The 19,511-nt window shown below is 59.8% G+C and carries 14 protein-coding genes; 10 read left to right on the forward strand and 4 right to left on the reverse strand.

All coding sequences use genetic code 11. The annotated features are described in order from the left end of the window. Position 1: 1 nt before the first annotated feature. Genes WAW39_RS00520 through WAW39_RS00545 form a run of 6 tightly spaced genes read left to right on the forward strand, consistent with a single transcriptional unit; the run spans position 2 to position 9,422 of the window. Positions 2 to 2,128: a PSD1 and planctomycete cytochrome C domain-containing protein gene (locus WAW39_RS00520; RefSeq protein ID WP_422314666.1), complete on the forward strand. Its 2,127-nt coding sequence runs from the start codon at positions 2 to 4 to the stop codon at positions 2,126 to 2,128. Between the two features lie 57 nt (positions 2,129 to 2,185). After that, a complete protein-coding gene (locus WAW39_RS00525; protein WP_422314668.1) occupies positions 2,186 to 3,523 on the forward strand; it encodes a DUF1501 domain-containing protein in 1,338 nt (445 codons plus the stop codon). Positions 3,524 to 3,528: 5 nt separating this feature from the next. After that, a complete protein-coding gene (locus WAW39_RS00530) occupies positions 3,529 to 5,010 on the forward strand; it encodes a DUF1501 domain-containing protein (RefSeq protein WP_422314670.1) in 1,482 nt (493 codons plus the stop codon). 48 nt (positions 5,011 to 5,058) lie between these two features. After that, positions 5,059 to 6,873, forward strand: a complete 1,815-nt coding sequence (locus WAW39_RS00535) for a DUF1549 and DUF1553 domain-containing protein (protein ID WP_422314672.1) — start codon at positions 5,059 to 5,061, stop codon at positions 6,871 to 6,873. After that, positions 6,863 to 8,275, forward strand: a complete 1,413-nt coding sequence (locus WAW39_RS00540) for a DUF1501 domain-containing protein (protein WP_422314674.1) — start codon at positions 6,863 to 6,865, stop codon at positions 8,273 to 8,275. Before WAW39_RS00535 ends, WAW39_RS00540 begins: the two co-directional genes overlap by 11 nt. A gap of 55 nt (positions 8,276 to 8,330) precedes the next feature. Continuing rightward, a complete protein-coding gene (locus WAW39_RS00545; protein ID WP_422314676.1) occupies positions 8,331 to 9,422 on the forward strand; it encodes a lactonase family protein in 1,092 nt (363 codons plus the stop codon). An 18-nt stretch (positions 9,423 to 9,440) separates the two neighbouring features. On the opposite strand, the gene WAW39_RS00550 is transcribed toward WAW39_RS00545, so the two are convergent. Further along, entirely contained in the window at positions 9,441 to 12,230 is a 2,790-nt protein-coding gene (locus tag WAW39_RS00550) for a PQQ-binding-like beta-propeller repeat protein (RefSeq protein ID WP_422314678.1), read from the reverse strand. Positions 12,231 to 12,311: 81 nt separating this feature from the next. On the opposite strand from WAW39_RS00550, the gene WAW39_RS00555 reads away from it, so the two are divergent. From WAW39_RS00555 to WAW39_RS00565, 3 genes are read left to right on the forward strand one after another with little or no spacing between them, the layout of a single operon-like run. Next, positions 12,312 to 13,748, forward strand: a complete 1,437-nt coding sequence (locus WAW39_RS00555; protein ID WP_422314680.1) for a Gfo/Idh/MocA family protein — start codon at positions 12,312 to 12,314, stop codon at positions 13,746 to 13,748. Between the two features lie 3 nt (positions 13,749 to 13,751). Continuing rightward, a complete protein-coding gene (locus WAW39_RS00560) occupies positions 13,752 to 14,738 on the forward strand; it encodes a Kelch repeat-containing protein (protein ID WP_422314682.1) in 987 nt (328 codons plus the stop codon). A gap of 32 nt (positions 14,739 to 14,770) precedes the next feature. Beyond that, the gene (locus tag WAW39_RS00565; protein WP_422314684.1) at positions 14,771 to 16,195 is read left to right on the forward strand and encodes a hypothetical protein; all 1,425 of its coding nucleotides are present in this window, start codon (positions 14,771 to 14,773) and stop codon (positions 16,193 to 16,195) included. 4 nt (positions 16,196 to 16,199) lie between these two features. On the opposite strand, the gene WAW39_RS00570 is transcribed toward WAW39_RS00565, so the two are convergent. Continuing rightward, positions 16,200 to 16,568, reverse strand: a complete 369-nt coding sequence (locus tag WAW39_RS00570; RefSeq protein ID WP_422314686.1) for a hypothetical protein — start codon at positions 16,566 to 16,568, stop codon at positions 16,200 to 16,202. A gap of 94 nt (positions 16,569 to 16,662) precedes the next feature. Here WAW39_RS00570 and WAW39_RS00575 point away from each other — a divergent pair, with 94 nt between their 5' ends. After that, a complete protein-coding gene (locus tag WAW39_RS00575) occupies positions 16,663 to 18,012 on the forward strand; it encodes a hypothetical protein (RefSeq protein ID WP_422314688.1) in 1,350 nt (449 codons plus the stop codon). On the opposite strand, the gene WAW39_RS00580 is transcribed toward WAW39_RS00575, so the two are convergent. Then, complete coding sequence (locus tag WAW39_RS00580; RefSeq protein WP_422314690.1) at positions 18,013 to 18,720, reverse strand: 3-keto-disaccharide hydrolase; 708 nt, start codon at positions 18,718 to 18,720, stop codon at positions 18,013 to 18,015. Beyond that, positions 18,717 to 19,511 (reverse strand): amidohydrolase family protein (locus WAW39_RS00585; RefSeq protein ID WP_422314692.1); only part of this gene is annotated, 795 nt, incomplete at its 5' end. The genes WAW39_RS00580 and WAW39_RS00585, both read right to left, overlap by 4 nt.

Raw genomic sequence — 19,511 nt, forward strand, 5'->3', positions numbered from 1 at the left:
CATGCGTCTCGTTATTCCATTCGTCATCATGGTCTCCTGCAGCGCTCTCGCTGCAGAACCGCGTGTGGAATTTAATCGCGACATACGCCCCATCCTCGCCGCAAAGTGCTACGCCTGCCACGGTCCCGATGAAGACAAGCGCGAGGCCGATCTGCGTCTGGATGTGCGTGCCGAGGCTGTGAAGGTGGCCGTCAAGCCCGGCCAGCCCGAGGCGAGTGAACTGTGGAAACGCATCACCCACACCGATCCCGATGACGTGATGCCGCCGCCTTCGTCGCCGAAGCAGCTTACCAAAATCGAGCGCGACCTCATTCGACGTTGGATCGCCGCAGGCGCTGAATACCAGAATCACTGGGCTTTTGAACCGATCAAGCGTCCCGCCGTGCCGCAGTCGGACGGTAAAAATCCCATTGATGCTTTCATTACCGCCAGACTCCGCACGCATGGACTCAAGCCCGCACCCGCAGCCTCACCTGCCACGCTGATTCGCCGCGTTTATCTCGATCTCACCGGCCTGCCGCCATCTCCGTCAGATCTCGCGGCTCTTTCCGATTGGTCGGAACAAAAATACGAGAAGATCGTGGACCGCCTCCTCGCCTCGCCGAATTTTGGCGAGCGCTGGGCGCGCCACTGGCTGGACATGGCGCGTTACGCGGATTCAAACGGCTTCCTCGGTGATGGCCTTCGCCCCAACGCCTATCTTTATCGTGACTGGGTCATTCGTGCTTTCAATGCTGACCTTCCGTTTGATCAGTTCACCATCGATCAAATCGCTGGCGACCTGTTGCAGCAACCCACGACGGATCAAATCACCGCCACCGGCTTTCATCGCAATGCCGCGCTCAACACCGAGGCAGGTGTGGACAAGGAGGAGGCGCGTTATCAAAATCTCGTCGATCGCGTCAATACGACTGGTCGCGTCTGGATGGGCCTCACCGTGGGCTGTGCCCAGTGCCACACGCACAAATACGATCCCATCACCATCCGCGACTACTACAGCTTCTACGCCTTCTTCGACAACACCGTGGACCGTGACGATGCGAAGACCAAGGCACAGGCCCTGGCCGAGGCGGACAAAGATCGCCGCCAGACCTATGTCCATCTGGCGGGCGACTACACCCGCCGCGGTCCGGACGTCATTCCTGCCAGCCTTTCCGCGTTGCCGCCGATGGCAAAGCCCGTTCAGCCGGAGCCCGGCCGACTTGATCTCGCGCACTGGCTTGTCGCGCCGCAGCATCCGCTCACCAGCCGCGTCGCGGTGAATCATATCTGGAGCAAGCTCTTCGGCTTTGGTTTCGTGCGAACGCCGGATGACTTCGGCACCGCTGGCGAATCGCCATCTCATCCCGATCTGCTCGACTGGCTGGCCTCTGAATTCATGCGCAACGGCTGGAGCCGCAAGCAACTCATCAAGCTCATCGTGATGAGCGCCACCTACCGCCAGTCCTCGGCACACCGTGAAGACATCGTTGAACTCGATCCGCTGAACTGCCTCCTCGCCCGCCAAAATCGCATCCGCCTGGACGCCGAAATCCTGCGCGACTCCGCGCTCGCCGTCAGCGGCCTGCTGAAACGCACCATCGGCGGCCCCAGCTTCCGGCCTCCACTGCCTGAAGATGTGTTTGATGTGGGGCGCTCATCAAACTGGCAGGCCAGCCCTGGCGATGAGATCTACCGTCGCAGTCTGTACATCATCACCCTGCGCAGCGTGCTGTATCCCACTCTCACCACCTTTGATTCACCCGACGCCGCAGACGCCTGCGTGCGGCGTGAACGCAGCAACACACCGCTTCAGGCTCTCGCCATGATGAACGACAGCGTCTTTGTGGAAGCCGCGCAGGCGCTCGCCTTGCGCGCGATTCGTGAGTCACCTCATGACACGGCCAGCCGCCTGCGTCACCTGTTTGAATGGACGCTCAACCGTTCGCCGCGCGCGGAAGAGATGAAGCGCCTTGCCGGATTTCACAGCGAACAGAAAGCCCGTGTGGAAAAGGGTGGTGCGAAAACCTTGGATGTCCTTGGCAACACCAGCACCTTTGTTCCCGTGCCCGATCAGATCGAAGCCGCCACGCTCGTCGCTGTCGCGCGGGTGCTCATGAACCTGGATGAGTTCATCAATCGTGAATAGCCTCCTTTCCTCACCTCGCCACCGCAACACCTTCAGCCCTGCCGCCGTTTAGACCCCATGCTCACTCTCTTCTCCAAACAGCCCGCCAACCGCTACTGCGATGGCCTTTCGCGACGTTCGTTTCTGCGTATCGGCGGACTCGGTCTCGGAGGCCTGAGCTTTCCAGAACTGCTGCGTGCGGAGTCGGCGCAGGGAGTTGGCAAATCACAAAAGGCGCTCATCCTTGTCTATCTGCCTGGCGGTCCTCCGCATCAGGACATGTATGACCTGAAAATGAATGCGCCGTCGGAAGTGCGTGGTCCGTTCAAGCCCATTGGCACCAATGTTTCAGGCATCCAGATCAGCGAGCACCTGCCGCGCATGGCGAAGATGGCGGACAAGCTCACTTTCATTCGCAGCGTCGTGGGAGCGAAGGACCGGCATGAGAGCTTTCAGTGTGTGACGGGTCGCCTAAGCAATAATGCGCCTCCGGGCGGCTGGCCGGAGATCGGCAGCGTGGTGTCCAAGCTCAAAGGCGGCGCACCCACTGTGCCCGGATACGTAAATCTCTCGCAGCAGATGAAGCACACGCCATACAATCAAGGGCGCCCGAGTTTCCTCGGCGTGGCGCATGCGCCCTTCATGCCATTGGAGCGGGGTAAAGAGGACATGTCACTCAACGGTGTGACCTTGGAGCGCTTGGGTGATCGGCGCGGACTGCTCTCCGCCTTCGACACTTTCCGCCGCGAGACGGATGCTTCGGGCACCATGGCGGGCATCGATGTCTTCCGTCAGCAGGCCTATGGCATTCTGACATCCTCGCAGCTTGTCGATGCCCTCGACCTTTCCAAAGAGTCTCCCAAGGTCCGCGAGCGTTACGGCAAAGGCACTGAGAAAATCCAGGGCGATGCCGCGCCGCGCCTCAATGAGCAGTTTCTGCTGGCGCGTCGGCTGGTCGAAGCCGGTGTGCGAGTGGTGACACTCAGCTACAGTTTCTGGGACTGGCACGGGCAGAACTTCAAGAACGCGCAGGAAAACCTGCCGGACTTTGATCAGGCGATCTCCGCCCTCGTGGAGGATTTGCATGAACGTGGCATGGACAAGGATGTGACCGTGCTCGCTTGGGGCGAATTCGGGCGCACGCCGCGCGTGAATGACAAAGGTGGACGTGATCATTGGCCCAATGTGTCCTGCGCGTTGCTCGCGGGGGGCGGCATGCAGAATGGCCAGGTCATCGGCGCCACGGACCGCCTCGGCGGCGAAGCCACGGACCGGCCTGTGCATTTCCAGGAGATCTTCGCCACCCTCTACAACAATCTGGGTATCAATCCTCACACCAGCACGGTGTCTGACTTCTCCGGTCGGCCGCACTACTTGGTCGATAACGAATTCCAGTCGATCAAGGAACTGGCCTGACCCTCATGTCGCCACAGGATTACATCACCCAAACCCGTCGGGATTTCCTCGCGACGAGTTCCTGTGGCCTCGGGACGCTCGCCTTGGCTTCATTGCTACGACAGGATGGCCTGCTCGCTGCGGACGCGGACATCCCGGCCGATCCTCTGGCCACACGCCGTCCGCATTTTGCGCCGAAGGCGGAGCGCTGCATCTTCATCTTCCTCGAAGGCGGCCCCTCGCAGATGGATCTCTTTGATCCGAAGCCCCTGCTCAACAAATACGATGGCCAGCCGCTGCCCGATTCGATCGTAGGGGATGCGAAGTTTGCCTTCCTGCAGAAAGACACGGCCACGGTGATGGGCACCAGCCGCGTCTTCAAAAAGCACGGCCAGTGCGGCATGGAAATCAGCGATCTGCTGCCGCACATCGCCACCTGCGCGGATGACATTGCGCTGGTGCGTTCCATGCACACCACGCAGTTCAACCATCTGCCGGGCCAGCTCATGCTGAACTGTGGCGAATCCCGCCTAGGGCGCCCGAGCGTGGGTTCGTGGGTGACCTATGGTCTCGGCAATCCGTCGCAGGAGCTGCCCTCTTATGTCGTCATGGTCAGCAAAGGTCGCGGGCTGCCAGGTGGCAGTTCCACCTGGTCCAGCGGCTTCCTGCCATCATCCTATTCTGGAGTGATGTTTCGCAATGGCGCCTCGCCTGTTCTGAACCTGGGCAATCCCGCAGGCATCTCGCCAGAGATGCAGTCGGCGAGCATCCGTGCGCTCAACGACCTGAACAAGCTGCAGCATCAGCACATCGGCGATCCTGAGATAGCGGCCCGCATCAACAGTTACGAACTCGCCTTCCGCATGCAGAGCGCCGCCCCGGAGTTGGTGGACCTGAGCGGTGAATCCCAGGCCACGCTGGATGCCTATGGTGTGAACCGCATCGAGCCTCCCATCAAGAGCAACCTCGGCGGCATCGGCAACTACCAGACCTTTTCGCGGCATTGCCTCAATGCACGGCGGATGGTGGAGCGCGGCGTGCGCTTCGTGAACATCATCCACGCCTCATGGGACCACCACAGCGCCCTCGATCCCCAGCTCGCGCACAATTGCGGGATGGTGGATCAGCCCATCGCGGCACTGCTCAAAGACCTCAAACAACGTGGCCTGCTCGATACCACGCTCGTCGTGTGGGGCAGCGAATTTGGCCGCACCGCGTTGGGCGAAAATCGGAAAGGTTTCAAGAAGGTCACAGGCCGGGATCATCATCCCTATGCCTTCAGCCTCTGGATGGCGGGGGGCGGCATTAAAGGCGGCCAAGTCCATGGCGAGACGGATGATTTTGCCTGGCACGTCGCGCGTGATCCCGTGTCCATCCACGACTTCCACGCCACGATCCTGCATCTCTTCGGCCTCAACCACAACAAGCTCAGCTACCGCTTCCAAGGCCTCGACTTCCGCCTCACCGGCGTGAACCCGGCCAAGGTGGTGAAGGGGCTTATTGCCTAGCAGCGATTATCGAGCGTAAAAGAAGGCTCCTGCGTGCGTACTGTCCGGGTGCCAAACGCCCCGTTTCAAACCATCACCACGCTGCTCCTGCTCTGCGTCATTACGCAGGGGGCGGAGCCTGCGCCGATTGACTGGACGAAAGCACGCCAGCATTGGTCCTTTGTTCCGCCCAAGGCTCAGGCCCTGCCGAAGGTGAAGGAAACCTCCTGGCCGCGCGAGCGTGTGGATCGCTTTATCCTCGCCAGCATGGAGGCCGCCGAGCTCACGCCTACGCGCGAGGCCGATGCACGCACTTTGATCCGCCGCGCCACCTTTGACCTCACCGGCCTGCCGCCCACGCCTGAAGAATTACATGCCTTTGTGAATGACACACGCCCGGACGCCTACGCGCGGCTTGTGGACAGTCTCCTCAGCCGCCGAGCCTTTGGCGAACGCATGGCCGCCATGTGGCTGAACCTCGCCCGCTATGCCGAAGATCAGGCTCATCAGGTGGGCAACAATTCCTCCTTCGCCTATCCGAACGCGTGGCGGTATCGCGACTGGGTCATCGCCGCCTTCAATGCCGACCTGCCTTACGATGCCTTTGTGCAGAAGCAGCTCGCGGTGGATTTGATCGAGCCGCAGAACAAGGCTGACTTGGCGGCGCTCGGCTTTCTCGGTCTCGGGCACAAGCTGTATGCCCGCGGCCAGCTCGATGTGCAGGCGGAGGAGTGGTCGGAGCAGGTGGACACCGTGTCGCAGACCTTCCTCGGCCTAACCGTGGCCTGCGCACGCTGCCACGATCACAAGTTCGACCCCATCACCGCACGCGATTACTACGCCATGGCCGGTGTCTTTGCCTCCATGCAGATGGTGAACCTGCGCCCCGATGGCAAGGATGAGGACGGCAAAACGCTGGCCGACAAAATGGACCCCGGCACCCTGCACATCGTGCGTGATGTGAATCCGCATGACCTCCCCGTCTATGATCGCGGTGATGTTAAGACGCCCGGCCCCAATGTCCCGCGTGGCTGGCTGCAGGTGCTCAGCAAGGATGAGCCGGTGAAGTTTCAGCAAGGCAGCGGCCGCGCCGAGCTCGCCCGCCAGATCACCGATCCCACCAACACGCTCACCGCCCGCGTGATGGTGAATCGGGTTTGGGACCTGCTCTTCGGCAGGCCGCTGGTGCGCACTCCGAGCAACTTTGGCACCACCGGAGACAAGCCCACGCATCCCGAACTGCTCGACGATCTCGCGCTGCGCTTCATGCAGAACGGCTGGTCCGTGAAGCGCCTCATGCGCGAGCTCGTCATGTCCGCCACCTATCGCCAGGGCAGCAGCGGCAGTGCGGCCAATGCGCAGCTCGATGAAGCAAACGATCATCTCTGGCGTATGAACCGCCGCCAGCTCGGCATTGAGTCCTGGCGGGATGCCATCATGGCCACCGCAGGCACGCTCACGCTCGAGGGCGGCAAGTCGCAGAATCTGGACGAACCCACGCATCACAAGCGCACCATCTATTCGCAGGTGAGCCGTCGTGAGCTGAACAAGACGCTCATGCTGTTTGATTATCCGGATGCGAACGTCCATGCCGCGCGCCGCAGCACCAGCACCACGCCCACCCAGAAGCTCTATGTGATGAACAGCCCCTTCATCATCGAGCAGGCCAAACAACTCGCCCGGCGCATCCAGGAAACCGGCGGCGATGATGCCGCCCGCATCCGCCACGCCTACACACTCCTGTTTGCCCGCGAGCCCGAGGCGGAGGAGCTCGCCATCGCCCGTGATTTTTTGCAGCAGCCCGCCACCGAATCCGGCCCCAACGCGTGGGAGCAGTTCGCGCAGGCGCTTCTCGCCACCAATGAAATGCTCTATGTGGACTGATCCCAACCCCGCGCAGCTCACCCGGCGCGAAGCCCTCCATCGTCTCTCGGCTGGCTTTGGTGCCATCGGCCTTGCGGGCATGATGGGTTCGCAGGCCGGTGCCGCAGTGAAACAGCAGATCACTCCGCGCGCCAAGCGGGTCATCTTCCTCTTCATGAACGGTGCGCCCTCGCACATCGATACTTTTGATCCGAAGCCGGCGCTGAAAAAATACGAAGGCCAGCAGCCTTCCGGCAAACTCTACAAAGCGCCGAAGACCAGCGGCTTCATGTCATCCCCTCTGCAGTTTCACAAGTGCGGGCAGAGTGGAATCGAGGTCAGCGAGAGCCTGCCCGCGCTGGGCAGCATCATTGATGACTGCTGCGTCATCCGCTCTATGCACACCAATGTGCCAAATCATGAGCCCGCGCTGCTCATGATGAACACCGGCAACCTCCAGCCCATCCGCCCGTCCATGGGCTCATGGGTGCTGTATGGCCTGGGCAGTGAAAACGAAAACCTGCCCGGCTTCGTCGTGCTGAGGCCCACTCCCAACATCGTGGTGGGCCCCGCCCTGTGGAGCAATTCCTTCCTGCCTTCGGAGTATCAGGCCACCGGTGTCATCACCTCCGACATGAGCGTGGACAAGCTCGTCGCCAACGTGCGCAACTCCGTGCTCGCCCCCGCGCAGCAGCGGCGCCAGATCGACCTCATTCAAAAGCTCAACCACCTGCACGCCGCCAAGCGCGAGCAGGACCAGGCGCTCGAAGGCCAGATCAAGGCCATGGAAACCGCCTACCGCATGCAGAGCGCCGCCAGCGATGCCTTCGACATCAGTCGCGAGCCCGCAAAGATGCGCGAGATGTATGGCGACACCCCCTTTGGCCGCTCCTGCCTCCTCGCGCGTCGTCTTGCCGAATCCGGCGTGCGCTACATCAGCGTCTATTACACCAGCAGCAGCAACCAGCCATGGGACACGCACAGCGACCACTACAAGAATCACCCCAAGCTCTGTGCCGACAGTGACCGCGCCTCCGCCGCACTCATCAGCGATCTCAAGCAGCGCGGTCTGTTGGAAGACACCCTCGTTGTCTGGACCGGTGAGTTTGGCCGCACGCCCTACTCGCAGGAAACGCAGGACAAAAACAAGCAGGTCGATCCCATGCGCCGTGGTCGCGATCATCACCACACCGCCTTCAGCACTCTGCTGGCCGGTGGCGGCATCAAAGGCGGCCTTGCCTATGGTGCGTCCGATGAACTCGGCATGAATGCCGTTGAAAAGAAGGTTCATGTTCATGATCTGCATGCCACCATTCTGCATCAGCTCGGCCTTGATCATGAACAGCTCACCTATCGTTATGCCGGTCGCGACTTCCGTCTGACAGACGTGTACGGTGATGTGGTGACTGGCATTCTTGCGTGAGGCATATCATTCCATTATGCGCTATTTTACGTCCTCACTTCTAGCTGCTCTCTGCATGGCCTCCGTCACGCTTTCGGCGGCAGAGCCTGTGGTGTTTATCTCCGCGTTCGCCTCGGGGGACAAAGCTGGCATTCATGCGTTTCGCTTCGACTCGAAGTCAGGCGCATTGCAGCCATTGCATCGAACCACTGATATTCAGAATCCGTTCTTCCTGGCTGTTTCGCCCGACCAACGCTTCCTTTATGCGATCAATGCCGATAAGTTCGGTGGGGCGGATGATGAATTTGTGGCGGCCTACGCTCTTGAAGGCCGTGCCGGCCGGCTGAAGAAGCTGAATCAGCAGTCTGCGCTTGGAACAGCTTCGTGTTACCTTAATGTCGATGCCACGGGAAAGACCGTGGTGGTGGCAAATTATGCGTCAGGAAGTGTCGCGTCGCTGCCGGTGAAAGAGGATGGTCTGCTGGGAGAGGCAGCCACATTTGTGCAGCACAGCGGCTCCAGCACTGATCCCGAGCGCCAGAAGGGACCCAATGCGCATAGCATCGTCATCAGTCCAGACAACCGCTTCGCTCTCGCTGCCGATCTGGGCATCGACAAGATCCTGGTTTACCAACTTGATGCGGCCAAGGCAAAGCTCACGCCAAATGAGGCCCAGCCCTTTGCGAAGATGCAGCCCGGATCCGGTCCGCGGCACATCACCTTTCATCCGAACGGCAGGCATGTGTACGTGATCAACGAACTGGCAAACACGGTGACTTGTTTTGATTATACCGTCGCATCCGGCACGCTCACTGAGCGGCAGACCGTCGCCACGCTTCCCTCCGGATTCAGTGGCAAGAGCTACACGGCTGATTTGAAAATCACCCCCGACGGCAAGTTTCTCTACGGCACAAATCGGGGTCACGACAGCATCGCGTCGTATCGCATAGGTGACGATGGCAGACTCACACTGCTCTCCATCGATCCCAGTCTCGGCAAAGGGCCGCAGAACCTGCTCATCACCCCGGATGGCCGATGGCTTCTCTGCGCGAACATGCCGGGAAACAGCGTGGTCGTATTTCGGATTGATGCCACGAGCGGGAAAATCACAGCCACCGGCGCTCCAGTCGAGATGCCGATGCCATCGTGCATTCGCTGGGTAAAGTGAACGTTGCACGCATCCTCATCAAGGTTTGACAGCGCTCCGCACCTCCCATGCTGGCGGCAGTTCCTTGGACTCCGGCCCATACGTTTGCGACACGACAAAACCGCTCGCTTGTGAGGTATAAAAGATGCGGCCGTTGCTCACCACCGCGCCGAGGCATTCGCGTGAATCGATGGCTGGTCCTGTGGAGACCAGCTTGCCCTCTTGCGAGAGGTCGATCATGTCCATGTTTGCGCCCAGGACATACGGCTCGCTCAGGGTGAAGCGGCAGCACGCATAGTTCGTGAGGATGCTGTAGGTGACCTTGCCGGTGTCGCGGTCAAAGATGTTGCCTTTGCCGCGAAGCGCGTTGGAAAAGATGAATCTTTCGCCGACGCTGACCACGTTCAGCGCCGAGGTCACGGCGTCGGATTTCCAGACGAGCTTGCCGGTGTTGGCGTCAAGGCACCAGACAAAGCGGTCCTCCGTGCCTGCGTCCGCCTTGTTGTACCCGCCGATGTAGAGCCTGCCGTCGCGTGCGCTCAGCGTGCATTTGGCGGTGACGTAATAGTCGTTGGTCTGCCATAGGATTTTGCCTGACTTCGGCTCGATGCACACCGTGAGACCGTTGTTTCCCACCGGCTGCCCACGGCGCGCGCGCTGGTCGGCGTCATAGCCGAAAAACACAGAGTAATACAGCTTGCCGTCAAGGATGCAGATGCCGCAGTCGTTGCCGCCGCGGCCTTGATCGGAAAAGTCTTTCTCCCATACCACCTTGCCGGTGTCGAGATCCCAGGCCCAGACACGCGGGTGGTGGTTCGTGGGGTAGTACGGATTGTCATTGGAATAGATGAAGCTCATCACATCATGCCCGTCGGCGGGTTTGACCGGTGCTCCGCCAAAGGTCCATGGCTTCTCGCTTCCTTGCGGTGCGTAGTCGCCGGTGCCGCTGGCATAGATGGCGATCTTTCCGGCGACGACCGGCGGAAACTGCCGGCTCCAGCTCGGTGATCCTGTGAAGGGCGCCTCCCAGAGCATCTGCCCAGTGGCGGCATCCAAACAGCGGACAAAGGATTTTTTAATGCCTGCCTGCGGGATCAGGAGCTTGCCGTCGATGAACAGCGGGGATGTGAAAGACAGGTACACATCCGGCCACCAGCGCCGCCACAGCAGCCGGCCCGTGTCCTGCTCGCACGCGATGATCTGGCCCTCAGCGGTGTGCGTGTAGATTCGTCCGCCGCCACACACTGGCAGATGCTTCACCGTGCCTTCGAGACGCCGCGCCCAGCGCATGCGCAACGGTGGCGTGATGCCCTGGTTATTAGAGTTCTGCCCCGCGAAGTTGCCGTAGTTCGTGTACCAGTCGTACTCGGAGACGGCCAGCTTGCCGGTGAGCGGGCTGCGTATTTTGGCAATGTCGTCCCGGTCATGTTTTCCAGTCTCGGCTTTCTTGGGACCAAAAACATGGACTCGGCCGTCCTCGCTGGGCACATAGATCCGACCATCAGCCACCGCCACCGGGGCGGAGATCGCTGCATCCGAGACCTCGATGGAGCTGGCGCGCGCAAGATGTTCTGCAATAGGCTCAATGTGCAGGCGTCCATTCAGATCTCCCACAATGACGTGATTTTTGGTAAGCACAGGTGGGGCGATATATCCCCCCATCGTCAGCACTTCGCCTCTGTCATCTTTGGCGCCCAGCCGATGGCGCATGACTCCCCGTTCGTTTTCAGGCCGCACCCGATAAACGTCCTTCCCGCGAATCGCCACAGGTGCAAAGCTCAGCAGGCCGTCCATGCGGATGTTCGTGTCCGTGCCTGGCACGAAGTCGCCGGTGGTCAGCGTGTCACCCTCCAGCCGCATGATGTCCACGCGGCCCGCGTTGTCGCGGCGGTGCCACTGCACATACACGTTGCCGTCATCATCCGCGCTCTGGCCAAAGGTCGCGGGAAATTCCTTGCCGGACCACTCTGGAATCTCGCCCGTGGCTTTCAGCTTCGGCGCGTCAGCCGTGTCTTCGATGAACAGAGTGCGCCCTCCCGCTGGCATGACGACGGTGTTCCCCCGGATGAGGCAGATGTCGCGCGAGCAGACGAAGTGATCTTTCCACGTGACACGTCCGTCGCTGGAGGTGGGCTTGCTTCCCGGCTTTAGCGTTGCCAGCATCCGCTTCTCACAAAACTTCGCCCACTCCTCCCCGCTCCAGCGGTTGCCGTCGAATCCGACCACCTCCTTCACGAAGTCCCATTTCCACTTCACCGTGCCCTCGTTCGTGATCGCATAAACCTGCGCGCCGAGCGTGGCAAAATAGACACGGTCCTTGCCGATGACCGGCGTACTAAAGATCGGCTCGCCGCAGTCGATCTCCTTCACCACCGCGCCGGTGCTGCGATCCAGCACGTAATAGATTCCCGCTGCGGTGCCAAAGTGCAGGTGCTTGCCCACGATGGCCGGAGAGCTCACGTTGTTCACGTTCTGCTTCCCGCCCTTGCTTTGAAAATGCCACACCTCCTTCAGCGTCGCGGCATCGAAGCAAGCGGCGTAACCCGATCCATCCACGACATACACCTTGCCCTCCGCAATCACTGGAGAGGTGAAGATGCCGTCCGTCATCGACAACGCACCCTGCAGGTGCAGCTTTTCCGCGTCGATGTCACGAGCCACCGCATTGCCAGAATGGGCCGAGTTGAACATGAACTGCGGCCAGTCCTCGGCGGAGGCATTCAATATCCAAACGAAGGTGATGAGGACAAGGAAACGAGTCATGACGGGTGAATACGCCTCCAGCAGCCAGAACTCGCAGACGATCACTTCTTCTCTGTGGCGCAGCACGCTTCGGCACTCTTGAAGGCGCCGGTTCATTTGGATAAAACAGCAAGCCCGGCGCTTCTTGCCTCGTATGACTTTCCAACCATGCGTTCTCTTACCCGCCGCCGTTTCTTCGAAGACTCCCTCATGGCCGCCGCCGCAGTCAGCCTGTCAGCGCCCTTGTTTGCAGCTGAGTCCAAGCCGGTCAGCGCCAATGAAAAAATCACCGCGGCGATCATCGGGTGCGGCATTCGTGGCAAGGCGCATGCGCGGGAGCTGGCGCGACTCGTGGACTGCGATGTCGCTTATGTATGTGACCCGGACCTTGATCGCGCGGATGAGGTGGGCGCATTGCTCGTCGAATTGAAACGGCCGATGCCGAAGAAGGTGCAGGACTTGCGCAAGGTGCTGGAGGACAAGTCGGTGAATGTGGTGTTCATCGCATCGCCGAATCACTGGCATTCTTTGTCTGCGATCTGGGCGATGCAGGCGGGCAAGGATGTGTATGTCGAAAAGCCGGTGAGCCACAACGTCTTCGAAGGCAGGCGCATGGTGCAGGCGGCGCGAAAGCTGGGCCGCATCTGCCAGGGTGGGACACAAAATCGTTCACGGGGTGCTCTGGCCGAGGCGGTCAAATTCATGCGCGAGGGCAAACTCGGCGAGGTAAAGCTCGCGAAAAGCATCATCTACGGCGGGCGTGGTTCCATCGGCGGGCCGGCCGAATGCGCCATGCCGCCGCGCTGCGACTACAATCTCTGGGCAGGACCAGCAGCGATACCAAAACTCAACCGGCCCAAGTTTCACTATGACTGGCATTGGTTCTGGAACACCGGCAGCGGCGAGATCGGCAACAACAACGTCCACTCGCTCGACATCTGCCGCTGGGGCCTCGGCGTGACCGGCCTGGGCCGCAGCGTGTTGAGCTACGGTGGCCGTCTCGGCTACACCGACGTGGCCGAAACACCGAACTCGCAGGTGGGCATCTTTGACTTTGGCGACAAGACCATCATCTCGGAAACGCGTGGCCTTAAATCCGCGCCGTTTCATCCGACGATCAAGTCGATGTGGTTCTTCTACGGCAGCGAAGGCATCATCGCCGACACAAACCTCTACGATCCGAAGGGTAATCTCATCCGCGCCTTCGAGGGCAAATCCGAGAACCATTTCGCCAATTTCCTCAATGCCGTGCGCAGCCGCAGGCAGGGCGATCTGAAAGCGGAGATCGAGGAGGGCCATCAAAGCAGCGCGCTCTGCCACATCGCCAATATCTCGTATCGACTCGGCTCCCAGACTTCGGTGAACGATATCGCAAAGTGCCTCGGCGAAATCAAGGTTCATGACGACGTGCAGGAGACGCTGGAGCGCACCCGCCATTATCTCAGCGATGCGGGTGTCGATCTGGACAAGACAAAACTCACCTTTGGTCAGCATCTCCGCGTGGATGGCGGCAAGGAATCCTTCCTCGACAACGCCCGTGCCAACGACCTCCTCGGTCGTGAGTATCGTGCGCCCTTCCTGCTGCCAAAGGAGTCGGAGATCTGAATTATGCGGTCGCTCCTTCTACTTTTTATCGGGTGCATCAGCCTGAAGATCTCCGCTGCTGAGATCAACTGGGTGCTTGAATCCAAAGCCGCCTGGCAGGCCCGTGATTCGCAGGCGGAGTGGGTGTTCAAAGATCAGCTTTGGATCGGCGGCGGCTGGTTTCAATCGTTCGAGGAACCTCCTCGGGATGTCTGGGCCTCCAGCGATGGCAAAGCATGGAAATTGATCACTCAGAACGCACCATGGCTGCATAGCGATCTCGCGATGAGCCTCACCTTTCATGACCGCATGTGGATCATGGGCGGGTGGCACAAAGGCCGGCTGCCGGGTCATTCGGCGAGCCATGAAGTGTGGTCATCTACTGATGGCGTGACGTGGGTTCAAGCCACGGCGAGTGCAAGCTGGACTCCGCGACTTGCTGCAGGTCTGGTGGAGCATCGCGGCCGTATGTGGATGCTCGGCGGTACGGAGAACTACTACTTTGGCGATGATGCGAGCCTGAAGAACGATGTCTGGTCGTCAGATGATGGCAAAGAGTGGAAGCTGGAGACGGCAAAGGCGGCGTGGTCGCCGCGTGCGTATCACCAGGCGGTGGTGGTGAATGACAAAATCTACGTGCTCGGTGGCGGCAACTACGTGCCGGGTTATCACGCAAAGAACGATGTGTGGTCATCGAGCGATGGAGTGAACTGGACCTGCGAAACCGAATCCGCACCTTGGGCTCCACGGCTGTGGCTCAGCGCGACTGTATACCGTGGGCGCATGTGGGTGCTAGGCGGCTGGTCGAAGGAAAAAGATAATTTTGGTGATGTCTGGCACAGCGCCGATGGCAAGAACTGGCAGCGTTTGGAAACGAAGACATGCTGGAAGGCGCGGCATGAGCACTCGGTGTTCGTGTTCCAGGACAAGCTCTGGCTCGCAGGCGGGCACGCGCGCCCGCTTTCAAATGAAGTGTGGTCGCTCAGTCTGCCGGTGGATTGGAAGCCATGACAAAACCGCCTCCTCATCGCTGTATAGGATTCATGCGCTCGTTTTTCCTCGCTCTCTTTACTGTTGCCACCCTTCACGCTGCGGATGCCCCCAAGGCTCCTTTAATGGTGGGTGCCGCCACCAGCAACATCACGCCGGATCTTGGTGGCGAGGTCGTTGGCGGTTTCCTGCCCTATCCCTGCACGAACATTCACGATGAGCTGCACGCACGCTGCCTCGTGCTTGATGACGGCAAAACAAAGCTCGCCCTCGTCGTCTGTGATTTGCTTGGACTCCACCGCAGCGTTTGTGTGGCTGCCCGGGAGCTGATTGAAAAAGAAACCGGCATCCCTGCGGTCAATGTGGTGATCTCCGGCACGCACACCCATTCGGCGGTGAATGCCCTGGGTGGTCCGGTTCGGGGTTATTTTTCCGATCTGGAACTCACGGACTACCAAAAATTTGTTGTCCGCCGCATCGCAGACGGAGTGCGGCGTGCGCTCTATCTGCTGCGTCCGGCGGAGATCGCCTTTGGCACAGTGGCGGTGCCGGAGCATGTGCATATCCGCCGCTGGTTTCTTCAGGAGGGCAAAATGCCGCCCAATCCATTCGGCAAAATCGACAAGGTGAAGATGAATCCCGGAGCAGGCAATCCCGCACTCGTCGAGCCTGCTGGCGAGCCCGATCCCATCGTCTCATTCATCGCCCTGCGCGAGCCCGGCGGGCGGCTCATCTCGGTCTATTCCGCGTATTCCCTGCATTATGTGGGCGGCGTGAATGGCGCGGACATCTCCGCTGATTATTACGGCATGTACTGCGAAGCCTTGAAGCGCCTGCAAGCCGGAGGCTCAGATGATCCGCCCTTCGTCGCGATGATGGCCAACGGCACCAGCGGCGACGCCAACAACATCAACTTCCGCAACCCGCAGCCGCGCAAGAAGCCCTATGAGCAGATGCGCTATGTCGCAGAGGACGTCGCGTCAAAAGTAAACACGGCCCTGGCAAACGTGACCTGGCAGAACAGCGCACCTCTCGCCGCACGCTATCGTGAGCTCGACGTCGCTTGGCGCAAGATTGATCCGGAACTCATCGCCTGGGCCAAAGAAACCGAGGCCAAAACTCCCCGCATCCAAGGCAAGGCCGATCTGCCTCTCGCCTATGCCGGGCGCATTCAGCGCCTCGCACAGGCCAGCCCCGCCACCAAGTCCCCCGTGCAGATCCTCCGCATCGGGGACATCTGCATCGGAACGACTCCGACGGAAACCTTTGCCGAAACCGGTGTCGAATTCCGCAAGCGCAGCCCCTTTGCCAAATCCTTCATGGTCGAACTGGCAAACGGCTACTACGGCTACATGCCCACCCCACGCCACTTTGAACTCGGCGGCTACGAAACATGGCCCGGCACGAACAACCTTGAGCCCCAGGCTTCTGTGAAAATGATGGATGCCCTGCTCGAGATGGCTGCGGAGGTGAAGTGACCATCTAGGTTTTTTGCAAGTCCTTCACCAATCCGGGTCCATAGAACTCAAGCACTCCTCCTGCTCCTCCGCCTTGATAGATCCAATAGCGCCCTGATTGGATGTGAAGATAAACCCGGTAGGAAAAGTAGTCCGCGTAGCCTTCAGGGTAAGGGACATTGTACACTTCGTATTCAAGCATTTCCTTTTTTGAAGGAAAGTCCATACCCTTATCTAAGGGCAGCTTTCTGACATCCAGAGCATTCGGGCCGGATTTGTAATGAAGCAAAATCAGGATCATCTCCTCGCTCGGCTTTTGAGTTTTGGCTATGCTCCGACCACCAAAGAAAATCAAAGCCACCAGGGTCGTCAGGGAAATGAATGCCCGGTTCATATACTCTTATGCTGATTTCAGATACAAGAGGCGGCAAGTGCAAACTTGCCCTGACAAGTCAGATGACCGAGGCCGTATGTGACCTCTGAATTGCATGAAACACATCTTCACTCTGCTGTCGCTTCTCGCCATGCTAAATGCCACCGCCGCATCCGCCACGTGGCAGGCAGGCGCAGCCAAAGCGGACATCACACCCACAGAGCCTGTTCCCCTTGCGGGCTATGGCGGCAAGACCCGCATGTCCCAGCGAGTGGAACATCCCATCTGGTTAAAGGCGCTCGCGCTCAAAGATGATTCTGGTGCCACATCCGTCCTCGTCACCGCAGATCTCGTGGGACTGAGCGACAAAATGGTCTCCATCATCGCGAAGACGGCTCTGGAAAAACATGGCATTCCAAGAGAGCGGTTGATCCTGAACACCTCGCACAATCACTCTTGTCCGGTGACGGCGGATGTGCTGTGGCTGTATTATGAATTCACGCCGGAGGAGGCGGCGGTGAAGGATCGCTACACGGCGATGGTTTACGCCAAGTATGAGGAAGTGATCGGGAAAGCCATCGCAAATCTCGCGCCCGCTGAACTGGCCTTTGAGCAAGGTTTGGCCGGAGTGGCGGTAAATCGGCGGCGCTCACGCGGCCCGGAGAGCCGCGCCCTCGGCGGACAGGTGGATCAGGATGTGCCGGTGATCACCGTGAAGGCTGGAAATGATCTCAAGGCCATCGTCTTCGGTTATTCCTGCCACACCACCGCGCTCGGCGGCCTCAGCATCAATGGCGATTACGCAGGCTTTGCGCAGCTTGAACTGGAAAAATCCTTTCCCGGTTCCGTGGCGATGTTTGTGCAAAATTGCGGTGGCGATGCGAATCCGCTGCCGCGTATTCGTGGCAGGGATGTCGAAGCGACCGAACTCGCGAGCATGTATGGCAAAGTTTTGGCCGAGGCGGTGCGTCAGGTGATCGCCACCCAGATGCCGCCGCTCAACGGGCCGATTCGTGCTGCGATGGGCGAGACGGAGTTGTCACTGCAGCCCGGCATTCCGCTCGAAGAACTCAAGCAACGCCTCCCCAACCTCACCGGCATGCCGAAACGCGAGTTCGAGCACTTCATCCGCCAATATGAGACACTCGGTTCGCCGCCGGATCGTGTGAAGTATCCAGTCCAAGTCTGGCGCATTGGCACAGAATTTCAGTTCATCGCACTGACCGGTGAGACGGTGGTGGACTACTCACTCAAATTCAAAGCAGCCTACGGCTGGAACAGCACCTGGGTCTGCGGTTACAACAATGATCTCACGAGCTATGTGCCCAGCCTGCGTGTGCTCAAAGAAGGCGGCTATGAAGGCGTGACCGGCATGTTTGAATACGGCCATCGTGCGCCTTACACCGAGACCGTGGAGGAGCGGATCACGACGAAGGTTGAGGAATTGATGAAGCAGACGAAATGACTACTTTCCCACGGCCGGTGCTGTCTGTTCCGGCGTCACCCGGCCACCGGGCAGTTCCAGAATGCGGATGTTGCGAAAATGGATCTCCGCACCTTCGGATTCAAGGCAGAGGTACCCTTTGCGCACTGTCGATTGGCTGATGCCATTCACAAACTTGCCATTGATCGAGAGTTTCACCGTGCCATCCACGCAGACCACATCGTAGGTGTTCCATTCGCCCTTGCCTTTGCAGCGCATCTCCCACGACATGCTGCGCCTGCCACGCGGGTTGTCTGGAATTCCTTCGAGTCCATTCGCGCCAAAAAGTTCGCCTGAGACGTAGCCGGGATGATTCGGCAGCCCGTCTTTCCCGGGATGCAGGTTTGGCCATTCGAGCTCGAGCATCTGCACCTCCATGCCTTTGGGCAGTTCTTTTCCTGGCGCTGCCGTCCCTTCGCTCCAGACAAAAACGCCGGAGTTCCCGCCCGCCTCCATGTGCATCCATTCGATGTGCAGGATGAAATTTTCATACTGCTTCTCACTGCGCATCACACCGATGGGCTTGCCTTTGCAAATCAGCATGCCGTCTTTGACGCCCCAGGTTTCAGGGCTGGTGTTCACATCCATCCAGCCGGTGAGATCCTTGCCGTTGAAAAGATCGCGCCACTGCGCGGCGTCCTCTGCGAGCAAGGCAGTGCCAAAGACTAGGCTTAGAAGAATGTGTTTCATGGAGTGATCCTTACAGCGCGTCCAGGACGGGCTTCTTTCACGAGTTTGCCATCACGCACGACGGGAACACCGTTCACGATGACATAGGGAATACCGGCGGAAGGAGCCGTTGGGGACTCAAAGGTTGCGCGGTCGATCACGGTCGCCGGATCGAAGACGGTGATGTCCGCGTCGGCACCCAGGGCGATGCGGCCTTTGCCTTTCATCATTGGAACGTATCCTTCCAGACGCCGGGCGGGCAGGATCGTCATCTTGGCGAGTGCTTCCATCAGCGGCAGCAGCTTTTTCTCGCGCGAGTAATGGCCCAGCACGCGGGCGAAAGTTCCCGCGCCGCGGGGATGGCCTTTGCCATCAATGAAGGGAACGCCGTCGCTCGCGATCATCACCCCGGGATGCGCGATGGCCATCTCCACATTTTCATCCTTCATCATGTAGATGATCACCCAGCCGCCTTGCTTGCGGTAGCGCTCGAAACTCTCCTGCGTGAGCCGTTCACCTGTCGCGGCCCAGGCGAGATCGCCGTAGTCGATCTTGAGATTGTCCTGCCAGCCGGGATTGAACATCGCGGACTCCAGCACGGTGGATGCGGCGGTGTAGGGGTACACTTCGGTGCTGATGTCCATACCTGCAGCCTTGCTGGCATCGATGAGTTTCAAAACTTCCCTCATGTCGCCGATGGCGCTGCTGCCGACATGCACGATGTGCAACGCCGCGCCGGTCGTTTTTGCGGCGGTGATCGCTTCCTGGATTGCGGCGATGCCAAAGGCGCGCGTATGCACAAACGCGGGCAC

Origin of the sequence: Prosthecobacter sp. (assembly GCF_049294395.1) — a bacterium.
GTDB lineage: Bacteria > Verrucomicrobiota > Verrucomicrobiia > Verrucomicrobiales > Verrucomicrobiaceae > Prosthecobacter.

Excerpts from the sequence above, each read along its gene's own strand:
- WAW39_RS00560 (WP_422314682.1), top strand. The coding sequence starts at position 13,752 with ATGCGGTCGCTCCTTCTACTTTTTATCGGGTGCATCAGCCTGAAGATC.
- WAW39_RS00520 (WP_422314666.1), top strand. The coding sequence starts at position 2 with ATGCGTCTCGTTATTCCATTCGTCATCATGGTCTCCTGCAGCGCTCTC.
- WAW39_RS00545 (WP_422314676.1), top strand. The coding sequence starts at position 8,331 with ATGGCCTCCGTCACGCTTTCGGCGGCAGAGCCTGTGGTGTTTATCTCC.
- WAW39_RS00530 (WP_422314670.1), top strand. The coding sequence starts at position 3,529 with ATGTCGCCACAGGATTACATCACCCAAACCCGTCGGGATTTCCTCGCG.
- WAW39_RS00570 (WP_422314686.1), bottom strand. The coding sequence starts at position 16,568 with ATGAACCGGGCATTCATTTCCCTGACGACCCTGGTGGCTTTGATTTTC.
- WAW39_RS00575 (WP_422314688.1), top strand. The coding sequence starts at position 16,663 with ATGAAACACATCTTCACTCTGCTGTCGCTTCTCGCCATGCTAAATGCC.
- WAW39_RS00525 (WP_422314668.1), top strand. The coding sequence starts at position 2,186 with ATGCTCACTCTCTTCTCCAAACAGCCCGCCAACCGCTACTGCGATGGC.
- WAW39_RS00555 (WP_422314680.1), top strand. The coding sequence starts at position 12,312 with ATGCGTTCTCTTACCCGCCGCCGTTTCTTCGAAGACTCCCTCATGGCC.
- WAW39_RS00580 (WP_422314690.1), bottom strand. The coding sequence starts at position 18,720 with ATGAAACACATTCTTCTAAGCCTAGTCTTTGGCACTGCCTTGCTCGCA.
- WAW39_RS00540 (WP_422314674.1), top strand. The coding sequence starts at position 6,863 with ATGTGGACTGATCCCAACCCCGCGCAGCTCACCCGGCGCGAAGCCCTC.
- WAW39_RS00565 (WP_422314684.1), top strand. The coding sequence starts at position 14,771 with ATGCGCTCGTTTTTCCTCGCTCTCTTTACTGTTGCCACCCTTCACGCT.